The organism is Epilithonimonas hungarica, from assembly GCF_900102265.1.
Lineage (GTDB): Bacteria > Bacteroidota > Bacteroidia > Flavobacteriales > Weeksellaceae > Epilithonimonas > Epilithonimonas hungarica.
In genome coordinates, this window is sequence record NZ_FNBH01000004.1 from 131,341 (window position 1) to 144,991 (window position 13,651).

General features: G+C 36.4%; 14 protein-coding genes and 1 riboswitch. Of the genes, 11 read left to right on the plus strand and 3 right to left on the minus strand.

What is annotated here, in order from left to right; translation table 11 throughout:
- Positions 1 to 176 precede the first annotated feature (176 nt).
- Positions 177 to 2,327: a catalase gene (locus BLT30_RS15410; RefSeq protein ID WP_089874467.1), complete on the plus strand. Its 2,151-nt coding sequence runs from the start codon at positions 177 to 179 to the stop codon at positions 2,325 to 2,327.
- A gap of 167 nt (positions 2,328 to 2,494) precedes the next feature.
- Positions 2,495 to 2,665, plus strand: a complete 171-nt coding sequence (locus BLT30_RS18110) for a lmo0937 family membrane protein (protein ID WP_139166688.1) — start codon at positions 2,495 to 2,497, stop codon at positions 2,663 to 2,665.
- A gap of 84 nt (positions 2,666 to 2,749) precedes the next feature.
- Here BLT30_RS18110 and BLT30_RS15415 read toward each other — a convergent pair whose 3' ends face one another.
- Entirely contained in the window at positions 2,750 to 3,343 is a 594-nt protein-coding gene (locus BLT30_RS15415) for a Crp/Fnr family transcriptional regulator (protein ID WP_089874468.1), read from the minus strand.
- 220 nt (positions 3,344 to 3,563) lie between these two features.
- Here BLT30_RS15415 and BLT30_RS15420 point away from each other — a divergent pair, with 220 nt between their 5' ends.
- The 7 genes from BLT30_RS15420 (at position 3,564) to tenA (ending at position 9,583) form a co-directional block, all read left to right on the plus strand.
- Entirely contained in the window at positions 3,564 to 3,785 is a 222-nt protein-coding gene (locus BLT30_RS15420) for a hypothetical protein (protein WP_089874469.1), read from the plus strand.
- 270 nt (positions 3,786 to 4,055) lie between these two features.
- Complete coding sequence (locus BLT30_RS15425) at positions 4,056 to 5,567, plus strand: acyl-CoA dehydrogenase family protein (protein ID WP_089874687.1); 1,512 nt, start codon at positions 4,056 to 4,058, stop codon at positions 5,565 to 5,567.
- A gap of 316 nt (positions 5,568 to 5,883) precedes the next feature.
- Positions 5,884 to 6,306, plus strand: a complete 423-nt coding sequence (locus BLT30_RS15430) for a cold-shock protein (protein ID WP_089874470.1) — start codon at positions 5,884 to 5,886, stop codon at positions 6,304 to 6,306.
- A gap of 142 nt (positions 6,307 to 6,448) precedes the next feature.
- Positions 6,449 to 6,541: riboswitch (TPP riboswitch) on the plus strand.
- Positions 6,542 to 6,601: 60 nt separating this feature from the next.
- Positions 6,602 to 7,399: a hydroxyethylthiazole kinase gene (gene thiM / locus BLT30_RS15435; RefSeq protein ID WP_089874471.1), complete on the plus strand. Its 798-nt coding sequence runs from the start codon at positions 6,602 to 6,604 to the stop codon at positions 7,397 to 7,399.
- On the plus strand, positions 7,396 to 8,031 hold the full coding sequence (thiE, locus tag BLT30_RS15440; protein WP_089874472.1) for a thiamine phosphate synthase: 636 nt from the start codon (positions 7,396 to 7,398) through the stop codon (positions 8,029 to 8,031). The genes thiM and thiE overlap by 4 nt, the downstream gene beginning before the upstream one ends.
- An 81-nt stretch (positions 8,032 to 8,112) precedes the next feature.
- Entirely contained in the window at positions 8,113 to 8,946 is an 834-nt protein-coding gene (thiD, locus tag BLT30_RS15445; protein WP_089874473.1) for a bifunctional hydroxymethylpyrimidine kinase/phosphomethylpyrimidine kinase, read from the plus strand.
- Positions 8,933 to 9,583, plus strand: a complete 651-nt coding sequence (gene tenA, locus BLT30_RS15450; RefSeq protein WP_089874474.1) for a thiaminase II — start codon at positions 8,933 to 8,935, stop codon at positions 9,581 to 9,583. The genes thiD and tenA overlap by 14 nt, the downstream gene beginning before the upstream one ends.
- A 367-nt stretch (positions 9,584 to 9,950) precedes the next feature.
- On the opposite strand, the gene BLT30_RS15460 is transcribed toward tenA, so the two are convergent.
- A complete protein-coding gene (locus tag BLT30_RS15460) occupies positions 9,951 to 10,709 on the minus strand; it encodes an SDR family NAD(P)-dependent oxidoreductase (RefSeq protein ID WP_089874476.1) in 759 nt (252 codons plus the stop codon).
- An 84-nt stretch (positions 10,710 to 10,793) separates the two neighbouring features.
- Complete coding sequence (locus BLT30_RS15465; RefSeq protein WP_089874688.1) at positions 10,794 to 11,735, minus strand: helix-turn-helix domain-containing protein; 942 nt, start codon at positions 11,733 to 11,735, stop codon at positions 10,794 to 10,796.
- Positions 11,736 to 11,911: 176 nt separating this feature from the next.
- Here BLT30_RS15465 and BLT30_RS15470 point away from each other — a divergent pair, with 176 nt between their 5' ends.
- Together BLT30_RS15470 and BLT30_RS15475 are read left to right on the plus strand one after the other, a co-directional pair.
- A complete protein-coding gene (locus tag BLT30_RS15470; RefSeq protein ID WP_089874477.1) occupies positions 11,912 to 12,721 on the plus strand; it encodes an SDR family oxidoreductase in 810 nt (269 codons plus the stop codon).
- Positions 12,722 to 12,732: 11 nt separating this feature from the next.
- On the plus strand, positions 12,733 to 13,644 hold the full coding sequence (locus tag BLT30_RS15475; RefSeq protein ID WP_089874478.1) for a helix-turn-helix domain-containing protein: 912 nt from the start codon (positions 12,733 to 12,735) through the stop codon (positions 13,642 to 13,644).
- The last annotated feature ends 7 nt before the right edge of the window (positions 13,645 to 13,651 follow it).

The following is a 13,651-nucleotide window of genomic DNA, read 5'->3' on the forward strand; positions in this document are numbered from 1 at the left end:
GGGCGGTCGATAATGGGATAATATATTTCATATTGCCAAGGTAAATTGTCTTTTTATCATTTATGAATGTTATGACTCAAATCATAAACCATTTTTGAACTTCATTCTATCTTTGATTTATACCAAACCAACAATCTTTAAAGATCAATAAAGAATAACAGCCAAAATAAGTTAGTATGAAAAATAGTAAAAATGAAAAAAGCACGAATAGTAAAGTCGATCAACTCCGGGATCACACAACAGACAACACTGGTGAGATGCTAACGACCAACCAGGGATTAAAAATCAACAACAATCAAGATTCTTTGAGGTCAGGGGAGAGAGGGCCAAGTCTATTGGAAGATTTTATTCTGAGAGAAAAGATCACACATTTCGATCACGAGAGAATTCCTGAAAGAATTGTACACGCACGTGGCTCCGGAGCACACGGAGTTTTTAAGATCAATAAAAGCCTGGCCAAATATACCAAAGCAAACTTTTTGTCCGAAGAAGGAAAAGAAACGCCTGTTTTTGTGCGTTTTTCTACCGTTGCAGGAAGTGCAGGAAGTACGGATCTTGCGAGAGACGTAAGAGGTTTTGCCATTAAATTTTATACGGAAGAAGGTAATTATGATTTGGTCGGAAATAATATTCCTGTATTTTTTATACAAGATGCGATGAAGTTTCCTGATCTGGTCCACGCGGTAAAACCCGAACCGGATAATGCCATTCCACAGGCCGCATCTGCGCACGATACATTTTGGGATTTTATTTCCCTGATGCCGGAAAGTATGCATATGATCATGTGGGCAATGAGTGACAGGGCAATTCCCAGAAGTTACAGAATGATGGAGGGATTTGGCGTTCACACGTTTAAATTTATCAATGAGGAAGGGAAAATGCACTTTGTGAAATTTCATTTTAAACCAAAATTGGGCGTTCATTCCGTAGCTTGGGATGAAGCGACTAAGATTTCAGGAAAAGATTCGGATTTTCACAGGAGAGATCTTTGGGAGGCCATTGAAAATGGTGCTTTCCCGGAATGGGATTTTGGAGTACAAATTATTCCTGAAGAGGATGAGCATAAATTTGATTTCGATCTGCTTGATCCTACCAAACTGATCCCCGAAGAAGAAGTGCCGGTAGAATTGGTCGGAACTTTGACACTGAACAGAAATCCGGATAACTTTTTTGCAGAAACAGAACAGATCGCTTTCCATCCGGGACATTTGGTTCCGGGGATAGATTTCACGAATGACCCACTTCTACAAGGCAGATTATTTTCATACACAGATACCCAATTATCAAGATTAGGATCACCGAATTTCCATGAAATCCCGATCAACAGATCGATCAATACGGTTCATAATAATCAACGTGACGGTCATATGCGCCAACAGATCGTCAAAGGAAAAGTAAGCTATGAACCTAATACGATCGGTGGTGGCTGCCCTTTCCAGGCGATGATGAAAGAAGGCGGCTTTACTTCACAGGAAGAAAGAGTGGATGGACAGAAAATCAGAGCGAGAAGCCAAAGTTTTGTGGACCATTATTCTCAGGCTAAATTATTTTATAACAGCCAATCGGAACCTGAAAAAACACACCTTCAGAATGCATTGATCTTTGAACTATCAAAAGTAACGATTCCTGCGATCCGTGAGAGAGTAGTTGGACAATTAAATTTTATCAACAAAGAATTAGCGTCATTGGTTGCTAAAAAAGTAGGTGTTGATGTAACCAAACTACAACAACCTAACGGAAGTATCCCTGCAGATGCCGATCCAAAAACGTTGCAAAGTACTGAAAAGGAACCTTCAACTAAAAGCTCAGAAGCATTGAGCATGAAAAATACGGTTAAAGATACCATAAAAAGCCGTGTGATCGGTTTTGTTATGGAAAATGGAGTGAATGCTAAAGATGTAAAAACGTTGAAATCAAAACTTGAAAAAGAAGAAGCTGTTGTACAGATCATTGCCGGAAGTCTTGCGCCTGTAAAAGCGGACGACGGAACAATTTTCGAACCGAAACATTCTCTTACAAGTACGGCCAGCGTGTGCTTTGATGCTTTGTATTTGTGTAGTGGTAAGAATTCTGCAGAAAACCTGTTGAATGAGGATAACAAACCGGGAACGCTTTTATTTGTGAACGAAGCTTATAAACATTGTAAAGCGATCTATTTTGGAAAAGAAACAGATGAGATCTATAATGCAAGCAACGTGAAAGGTAAAAAGCACGAGGATTCAGCAATCATTACTTCAGAAAGTAATAATTCTGATGAATCTTTCATTAAGGCCGTATCCAATCACCGTGTTTGGGAATTGGAAAAGGATAGAAATAATCCGGCATAGAAATCAAGTCACACCATAAACATTATAATTATCTTATGGGAAAGCGCATACAAACCGTAGATGAAATCCGAAGTATAACTGGTGTGAAGATGGGTGTATAAAAGTTGTTTTGGATCCCTGGATGTAATTGAAAAATCAACAATTTAAACTTATAAAAATTTTATTTTATGAAAAATATATTATGGTTAGTAGCAGCACTTTGTATCTTCATTTGGCTTCTAGGAATGCTCGGTGTGATCGAAGGCTTGAGTACGGGATATTTGGTTCACGTGCTTTTGGTAATAGCAGTTATAATTGTGCTTTACAATATTATATCGGGCAGGAAACCGCTTGATTAATTGATGATAGTAACATATAAATTTAAATTTTCAAAAGAAAATCCCACTTGTGAAAGTGGGATTTTTGTTTTTTTAATGATCTTATTAATAATAAATATTCCTGTCTATGATCTTAAGCAGCTCCTGCTTCTCGAGATTTTTAATAGTTCGGATAACAGTTTCCACACGTAGTCCGGTTATCGAGGCCAGCTGTTGTCTGGTCAATGGAACCTGATAAGAATACATACTCCTGTCCGGACTGAAACTTTTATGGTAGTCCAAAACACCTTTGATCCTGACATCTGCCTGCAGAGAAGCGTTGTTCTCCAACATTACAAATTTGTAATATAGCCGTTCTGAGAGAAACTTATTAACATCTCTTGAAAGTTTGGGATGATCATCCAGCATTTTTATAAACTTTGCCTTTGGTAATTTCAGTACAGTACTTTCTTCAAAAACCACGGCATTCACGGGGTATTTTTTATCAATAAAAAGCAAGAGTTCACAAACACTCAGGCCTGGCTGAAGGATCGCTAATATCAATTCTTTTCCAGCTTCATTATAATGATTGAGCTTTATCCGCCCCTTTACGATCTGATAATAGCATTTTGGGGAATCTCCTTCACTGAAAATAATGTCACCACGTTTGAAATTTTCAAATTCTGCACCGTATGATAATAATAGTTCTTCCGCGATCATTTTTAGTTAGTTTATGATATTTAGTTTGATTTAATGATTAAGTAGCTGGCAATTAATTCAATGTATAATAAATCTTATGCCAAGTAGCTTCTTGTAGCCGTAAGCATTGTTTTTCCGATGTGCGAAATTAATCAGCAATCTATTTTTTTATTATGATACAGGTCATAAGTTTTAGACTACGATTGTGATAACTTTGAAGAATACCTAAAAATAAATTATTATGAAAAAGTTATTCTTACCGATGATCGTTCTATTCATCATTAGTTGTTCAAAAAAAGACACTACCGAAAATTCGATGTCCAATGATATCTTGACTTCTGACAGTACCGCTGCAATCCCAAATCCTGCGCCACAGACAGATAGTACGACTACTTCTGCTTCCGGATCTGTGTCCGATAGTAGTAAAATGACACCTGGCGGCAGAAGAGATTCTGTAAGATAGGTTTTAATCGTAAAGGTTCCTTCCTGATTTATAGAGATCCTGACAGCAGTTACTTGAATCAATAAGATTACTAAGAAAACCTTATAGAATTAGGATCTCTTTTCAATTGGTGAAGATTTCTAAATTAACTATAGATAATTAATAGTATCTTTGAAGCGTTATAATATACGTGTGAAGCTGCTGATTCTAATATGATTAAATTCGGTGGCCATTCGCTTCACTTTAATTTTTGTTGTATAAATGGCATACAGCAGTTTATTCTATATAGTTATGAATGCAGTAGCATTAGATTTTCCCACAGTTTCATATGGAGAATTCCTTTCTCGTTTCAAAGCTTCTTTGGGGTCTTTGTTTCAAAAAGAAAACATCGATCAGCTTAGTCTCTCCAGAGGCCTGCCTCCCAATGTTTGGAAAGAGATAATGAATTTGAAGCCACTTTCTGTTGCTATTCCGAAAGAATTCGGTGGAAGAGGTGTGAAAGTAAAAGAATGCTTAGGTATCCTTTCTGCTGCTTCTTATGAGTCACTACCGTTGTCACTTACATTTGGGATCAATATAGCTTTGTTCCTTGAGCCTTTGGCAAAATATGGTAATAATATTATCAAAGGTGACATTTTCAAACATTTCTTGGATTTTGGAGCAATGGGAGGACTGATGATCACAGAACCGGATTATGGAAGCGATGCTCTTAGTATGAGAACCCAGAACGAACTTAAAGATAACAAATACCACATCAAGGGAACAAAACATTGGCAAGGTCTTACAGGCTTAGCTAACTATTGGTTAGTTACATCAAGAAATGTGAACTCTGACGGTAATCTTGCGAGAGACGTTGATTTCTTTATAGCAGATACACACAAGCCGGAACAAAATATCGAAGTTCAGGAATATTATGACAATGCGGGATTATATATGATCCCTTACGGTCTTAACAAACTTGATATCAAAGTTCCTGAAGAAAATAAACTGATCCCGGAATCGACAGGTCTTAAACTGATGTTGGACCTGCTTCACAGAAGTAGATTGCAGTTTCCAGGAATGGGAATGGGATTCCTGAAAAGAATGATGGAGGAAGCGATGACCCAATGTAAAGATAGAATTGTTGGAGCTTCTAACTTATTCTCTTTGGATCAAGTTCAGTATCAATTGGCAAAATTGCAATCATTCTTTACCCTTTCTTCTGCAATGTGCGCAAAAAGCACACTTATAAGCGGTATTGATAAAGATGTCTCCGGAAGCGGAGTTCATGCAAACAGTATGAAGGCCTTTGTGACAGATATGATGCAGGAAGCTGCCCAGATTTTGGTGCAATTGTCCGGAGCTAAAGGTTATAGATTAAGCCATATCGGTGGAAGAGGTATTATGGATAGTCGTCCTTTTCAGATTTTTGAAGGTTCTAATGAAATGCTCTATACACAGATCTCTGAAGGTGTTTTGAAAGATATGAAAAAGAAGAAGACGGATAATCTGGCAGACTATCTTTCTATTAATGAAATTACTAAAGATGCTGCTAAGTTGTATTCAAAGGAATTGAATTTTACGATTAGTGGCCCACTTTCTCAAAGAAAAATGATCGATCTGGGCAAGATCATTTCAAGAATTGTTACAGTAAATGATTTGACAGAGTTGAACGATGCTGGTTTTAACCAAGAATTGACAGATAATTCTATCGAGATCGTAAGACAAGAAATTGTGACGCTTTTGGCATCTATGAATCATCATAAAGATATCAATGCGATCTGCGATACAAGTGAAAAAAGTGATTGGATGGACTTTTTCTGATCCAATTTCAAATCATAGATAAAGATGATGCCTCTAATTTTAGAGGCATTTTCCGTGTCTCACAAATTTGTAGTATATTTGCAACATAATTTCTAAACGGTTTTCTGTATCTGCTGATGCAACGTTTTCTTTTATTTTGTGTTCTCGGCCTCTTGGTTAATGTTTTTTATTGGCGACACAACTTCCTGAATAGTAGAAACAGAATAACTTTTTAATCTTATTAGGAATCGATTTTCAAATTCCATTAATGAAGATTTATTCTGAATTCATTTAATTCAATTTCAGAACATTAATTTAAAATAATAACAAATAATTTATGGCAGATTCTTTCTCAAAAAAAGAAAACTTCAAGAAAAAACTTCAGAAACAAAAAGACAAAGCGCTTCGTCGTGAAGAGCGAAAAACTAATAATGACAAAGGAAAAGAAACCGAATTCATGTATGTAGATGCATACGGAAGACTGACTTCTACACCGCCGGAAGAAAGATTAGAGGTTGATTTGGACAACATTCAGTTAGGAGCAGCTCCTATAGAAGCTGAAGAGGCTGTGAAGACGGGAATTGTAACTTTTGTTAGTGACAAAGGTTATGGCTTTATCACTGAAAATAAGACCAACGAAAATATCTTTTTCCATAGTAACAACTGTGCAGTGCCTATAAAAAAAGGAAACAAAGTATCTTTCGAAAAAGAAAGATCTCCAAAAGGGTTTTCTGCAATTAATATTGAGCTAGTAAAGTAAAATAAAAAATATCCATTCGTTTGGTTACTTTTTATATGCATATTACAATATTCGGCCGGGTTTGTCCCGGTTTTTTTTATTAATAAATACTGTTTTTTTTGATCTATAATTTATTTTAAACGCCAAACATTTGTATATTTGTTTCAAGCTTTAGGGGTATTCTGAAAAGAATTGAGAGAGTCCCTTTGAACCTGATACGGCTAACACCGACGTAGGGAAAAGCAGGAATGCATCTTTTGATGTTTTCTTTCTTATTCTATTTTGTTTTCCTAAGGCTAATTTAAATTTAAAGTAAATGGAAAACAACCTTTGGAATTACATTCAATCCGTAAAAGATCAATCGCCACTTGTACACAATATTACCAATTTTGTGGCAATGAATAACACGGCCAATGCGCTTTTGGCAGTCGGAGCTTCACCGATCATGGCTCACGCAAAATCAGAGATCAGAGAAATAATCGCCATTTCAAACGTCGTCGTTATCAATATCGGAACACTTGACGAATATTGGTCTGAAGCAATGTTGATTGCTGCAGAAGAAGCTCATAGACTTAATAAAACTTGGATTTTAGACCCAGTTGGAGCGGGCGCAACTTCTTTCAGAGATGAGGTTTTGGCTAAGCTTTTACAATTCAAACCAACTGTTATCAGAGGAAATGCCTCGGAAATTATTGCTTTAGCCAAAGCCAATAAAACTGTCACAAAAGGAGTTGACAGTACAGCAGAAAGTAACGAAGCAATTAATGCCGCAAAATATCTTGTTGAAAATTATCAATCTGTAGTCTGTATTTCTGGAGCAACGGATATTATTATTGATGATAAAGAAACTTATTTTGTTGAAAACGGGCATCCATTAATGACGAAAATAACAGGTTTGGGTTGTTCTGCTTCAGCCATTGTCGGAGCTTTTGCTGCAATTTCTGAAAATAAAACCGAATCTACCGTTGCTGCGATGTCACTTTTAGGAATTGCCGGAGAATTGGCAGAAAAAATTTCAAATGGTCCTGGAAGTCTTCAAATGAATATTTTAGATAAGCTTTATAATATTTCTGAGCAGGAGTTTTTTGAAAACGTAAAAGTTTCTAAAAAATGAATGTAATACAATCATTTCCTTATCAATTATATCTCGTGATTTCCGAAGCTGATTGTAAAGGACGTAATTTTTTGGATGTTGCCGAACAATCAATTTTAGGTGGAGTAGACATCATCCAGTTGCGTGAGAAAAATACTTCTGACCAGGATTTTCTGGAAAAATCAATTCGACTAAAAGAAATAACCGATAAGTATGGAATTCCTTTAATCATTAATGATAATATTTTCGTAGCCAAAGAAGTCGATGCTTTTGGAGTTCACCTTGGAAATAATGATGTTCAGCCAACAGTTTTGAGAGAAAATTTATTTCAAAATAAGATGATAGGCTATTCTATTGAGTATTTGGAGCAGCTTGAAAATAAGGAAACGATTGTTTCAGATTATTTAGGAATCAGTCCGGTTTTCAGAACAGATACTAAAACCGATACTGTTACAGAATGGGGATTGGAAGGTTTAATGAAAATCAGAAAACTGACAGATAAACCATTGGTTGCCATCGGAAATATCCATTTAAAAAATGCTAAAGCGGTGATGGATGCAGGAGCAGATTGTATCGCCGTAGTTTCAGAAATATGCAGTGCTGAAAATCCTCAAAAAGCAGCTTTTAATCTAAAAAACGAAATCAATAAATGAAACGCCTGATGAAAAAGACTTTTACTATAGAAGGAAAAAGTAGGCGTTCCATCTGACCTTAATAAAAAATAAAATTGACAGATGACACAATACAAATATCCATCAGTTCTCACGATTGCCGGTTTCGACGGAAGTGGAGGAGCAGGAATTCAGGCTGATATAAAAACGATTTCAGCTTTGGGCTGTTATGCAACTTCAGTTTTGACGGCTTTGCCTGTTCAGAATACGATGGGCGTTCGAAATATTTTCCCGATTCCTGTTCAGGCAGTTTCAGAACAGATTGAATCAATTTTAGATGACATTTTTCCTGATGCCATCAAAATCGGAATGGTTCACACACCAGAATTGGTTGAGACCATTGTGGAAACTTTGGCCAAATATAAAAAAGTACCGATTGTTTTTGACCCTGTAATGGTTGCAACAAGCGGACATCGGTTGATTGAAGAAGAAACCATTCAGACGATTATTGAGAAACTTTTCCCGATTTCAGATATTATCACTCCGAATATGGATGAAGCTGCAATTTTAGCCAATATGGAAGTGAAAACTTTAGACGATATGAAAATTGCCGGAGAAAACATCAAAAAATTAGGTTGTAAACATATTCTGCTAAAAGGCGGACATCAAACAACTGAAAAAATTATCTCTCTATTTTATAGTGATAATGATGATTTTCAAACTTTTGAATCTTTAAAATTAAATACAAAAAATACGCACGGTTCGGGTTGTACATTATCATCGGCGATTGCTTCATTTATTGCTCAAGGAAAATCTATGAAAGAAGCTGTGGCTTTAGCTCAAAACTATGTTTCAGAAGCTATTCTTGCAGGAAGCGATGTAAAAACCGGAAAAGGAAATGGTCCTTTAAATCACTTTTTTAATCCTCAAAAACTTATCAAAAATGAATTGGTCTGAAAACACCTGGAAATCAATTGAAAACATTTACCAAGATATCATTGAAATGCCTTTTATTAAAGAATTATCAAAAGGAAGTTTAGACAAAGAAAAATTCCAGTTTTACATTGCCCAGGATTCTTTGTATTTGGAACATTTTGGAAGAACTTTAGCGTTAATTGGGAGTAAAGCGCATCAGATTGAAGACGCTTTGGCGTATATGAGATTTGCCGAAAATGCAATCGTTGTGGAAAATGCTTTGCACGAATCTTATTTTAAAGAATTTGAAATTTCAGGCAAAGGAATTTTAGAGCCTGTCTGTCATCATTATATTCATTTTTTAAGAAGTACTGCAGCTTTTGAACCTGTAGAAGTAGCTTTGGCTGCGACTTTACCTTGTTTTTGGATCTATCAGGAAGTCGGAGATCATATTCTGAATCTTGAACAAGCATCAAAAAATCCTTATCAAAGCTGGATTGAAACTTACGGCGGAGAAGATTTTGCTGTTGCCGTTAAAATCGCTATTGAAATTTGCGACAAAGCCGCTGAAAATACAACTCCAGAAATAAGAACCCGAATGAATGAAGCTTTCATCACAGCTTCCAAACTCGAGTTTCAGTTTTGGCAAGCCGCTTATGATCTGAAAGTCTGGGAATGATCTATGGGCGTATCCCTTTGCATTTTGCCGACGCCAAATCCCAAACAAAAATGCAAGCGGGTCGGGCTATCCGCTATATTTTTTTTGTCATTGCGAACGATGTGAAGCAATCAGTAGAACCTTTCAGCAATCGCAATAACAAAAAAGGATGCCGCTACTATCCCTTACGCAAAAAGCCCGCTCAACAATTCGTTGAATGGGCTTTTTTATAGATTTAGTTTTAAACACTTAAGTCATTATATAATAATATATTTAAAAGAGAAGCGCACTTTAGCCGAAAATCATTGATTTTCAAAACTTAATTGCACTTATGTGAACTATTTCTGCATTTTTATAATTACACTTGAGTGCTGATGAAATACTTTTCCTAGATCTTAAATCCTCCGGAAACTTCGATTCTCTGCGCATTAATCCATTTAGAATCATCCGAACAAAGGAACGCAACCACACTTCCGATATCATCAGGCAAACCAACTCTTCCCAAAGCGGTTTCAGAAGAGATATGATTGTTCAAATCTGCAACGTCACGTACAGCTCCGCCACCAAAATCGGTTTCGATTGCACCTGGAGCAATAGAATTCACCCTGATTTTTCTGCTTCCCAATTCCAAAGCCTGATATCTTGACAGGGAATCTATCGCCGCTTTCATCGCACCATAAGCCGAATATCCTGCGAAAGAAAATCTTGCCAAACCAGAAGATGTGTTCACAACACTGCTTCCGTCATTCAGTAATGGTAATAATTTTTGGGTTAAGAAATAAGGACCTTTGAAGTGGATATTCGTCATTGCATCCAAGGTTTCTTCAGTTGTCGTTTCAAAACTTTGATTGATTCCGATTCCTGCATTATTTACCAGAGCGTCTAGTTTTGCAGAAGAAAACTGGGTGCCCAAAAGTTCTTTCACTTCAGTTGCGAACTGGTCAAAACCTGCAGTTGTAGAAATATCCAAAGGTAAAGCAAACGCTTTTTGTCCGATGCTTTCGATTTCTTTTACTACTTCATCTGCAAACTCTTTTTTTGTTTGATAAGTCAAGATGACGTCGAATCCTCTTTTTGCCAATTGTAAAGCTGAATCTTTACCCAATCCACGGCTTCCGCCAGTCACTAATGCTATTTTACTTGCCATTTTTTATTGTTTTAATTAATGGTACAAAGTTGGAAAATTAGCACATTGGTGTGTTTGTATAAATCAAATGAAAGTTTGTGAAAATCAAACAATCGATAATTCCCGGTAATGTTGTGGCGATTGCTTGCTGTGCTTCTTGAAGAAGTTGGAAAAGTGAGCAACTTCTTCAAAACCTAGTGCGAAAGCGATTTCCGAAATATTCCATTGCGTTTGGGTCAGCAATATTTTGGCTTCTTGGAAAATTCGGCTTCCGATGATTTCGCCTGTAGTTTTTCCGGTTGTTTCCTTTAGAACTCTATTGAGATGATTGACGTGAACTCCTAATATTCCAGCAAAATCTGCCGGTGTTTTCAGTTGTAAAAGCTGACTGATATTTTCGATAGGAAACTGTCTTTCCAATAATTCAATGAAAAAAGTGGTGGTTCTGGAAGCAGCGGTTTTGTTATTTTCGACAGGTAAAATAGGCTGTAATTTCTGCCCAAAATGTATCAATTCCATCACATAGTTTCTCAACAAATCATATTTAAACATATAATCGGAATTGATTTCTTCGTGCATTTTCAGAAAAATGGATTCAAACTGATAAAACTGTTCTGTCGAAATTTGAAATACAAAATCACTCTGGGGAGAAAATACCGGCAAATTATCGATGTCTGTTCCGATTTTGTTTTTCGGTAAAAAATCTTTTGTGAAAACACAAAAATGTCCCATCTGATTGATGCAATGGCTGTTGTAATTATAAGGTACTTTTGGTGATGCAAAAAGAATGGCGCAGTCTTTTATCTCAATGGTTCTGTCGGCATATTCCACTTTGTTTTGGCCATTGATCAAACTTATCTTGTAATAAGTCCGCCTGTTATAAGGCATTTCAGATTTCGATTTGCTCTCTCTGAACATCTTGGAAATATCAAAAACGTTAAAATGACCAATGTCTTTATTGATATTTTCAGTAAGGAATTGATTGATGTCAGGACAACTTTCTCCCAAAATATCCTGATAAAATTCTTTGATGGTGATTGAGCTCATAGGTTTGTAAAAATCAAAGGTATCGATTTTTAGATTAATGATAATAAAACCAATTCTTTTAATATATTTTAATCTCAAATCCTTCGTCATTTTGGATACAAACAAACTCATTTTGGCAACATTTTCCTTGGCGCTTCTGCAGACATTTGTATTATAAAATTTAAACAAGATTTACAATGCAAAAAACAATTTTCATCACAGGCGCATCATCAGGATTAGGAAAAGCGACCGCCAAATTATTTCAATCAAAAGGCTGGAACGTTATTGCCACAATGCGAAATCCTCAAAAGGAAACTGAACTTTCCCAACTGGAAAATGTAACCTTGTTTCCGTTGGATGTTACGAACTTGGAACAGATTCAGGAAACGGTAAAAAAGGCGATTGAACTTCATACGATTGATGTGGTTTTCAACAACGCAGGTTATGGTTTGATCGGCGCTTTGGAAGCTTTGACAGACGAACAGATCGTAAAACAATTAGACACCAATTTATTGGGTGTGATTCGTGTGACTCAGGCCTTTATTCCTTATTTCAGAAAAAACAGAAACGGATTATTTATCACCACAACTTCGATTGGCGGATTACTTACTTTTCCTCTGGATTCGCTTTATCACGCTACAAAATGGGCTTTGGAAGGCTGGAGTGAAAGTATGTCGTTTGAGCTGGCTCTGTATAATGTTGGTATCAAAACTATTGCGCCGGGCGGAATTAAAACTAATTTTGCAGGAGACGCATTAGCCGTTGTCAATCATCCGGCTTATGAAGACGGAATGCAGAAATTATTTGAATTGATGAATCCCGACAACTTCGAACCTGTAGAATGGATTGCAGATGTAGTTTACGAAGCAGCGACAGACGGTAAAAATCAATTGCGATATGTCACAGGAGAATTTGCCAATCAGCTGTACAACCGCCGTTTGGAAATCGGTTCAGAGGCTGCAGTTCAGGAAATGAAACAGATGGTTTTTGGAAATTTGCTCAACTAAAAAATTAAGAAATGAATAATCCTATAAAAGTAGATTCCATATCTCAGCTTCATGAGATGCTGGGTTTTGGGAAGCCGGTTCATCCGTTGATTAGTATTAACGACAATGCCAATATGATTGTTGGGGAAAATCTTCTTAATCAACATTTTCTATTCAATTTCTACAAAATATCGTTCAAAAAAACACTCAAGGGTAAAATTGGTTATGGACAGGGCTATTATGATTTTGATGAAGGCGGAATGGTTTTTACGGCTCCAAATCAGTTACTTTCCACAAGTTCGGATGATATGGAATATGAAGGTTTGACGCTACTCATTCATCCCGATTTTTTGAGAAATTATTCTTTGGCAACCCGAATCAAAAGCTTTGGATTTTTCTCTTATTCGGCGAACGAAGCTTTGTTTCTATCGGACAAAGAAAAGCAGATGCTTTTTTCGATTTTTGATAATATTAAACAAGAACTGAATAACACGATTGACGATTTCAGTCAGGATGTCATCATTTCACACATCGAGGTTTTGCTCAATTACAGCAACCGTTTTTACAAACGACAATTCATTACCAGAAAAGCGGTCAACAATGATTTGCTTTCGAAAATCGAAGAACTTTTAAATGTCTATTTTGAAAAAGAACAAGGTTTGAGTAAAGGTTTGCCAACTGTAGATTATTTGGCGACAGAACTCAGCCTTTCGCCAAGATATCTGAGCGATATGCTTCGGTCTTTGATGGGACAAAATGCACAACAGCTCATCCACGAAAAATTGATTGAAAAAGCAAAAGATTACCTTACGACAACTCAGCTTTCTGTGACAGAAATTGCCTATCAATTGGGTTTTGAACATCCGCAATCATTCAACAAATTGTTTAAAAATAAAACCAGCCAAACGCCTGTGCAATTCAAACAGAGTTTTTATCATAACTAAATTTAAA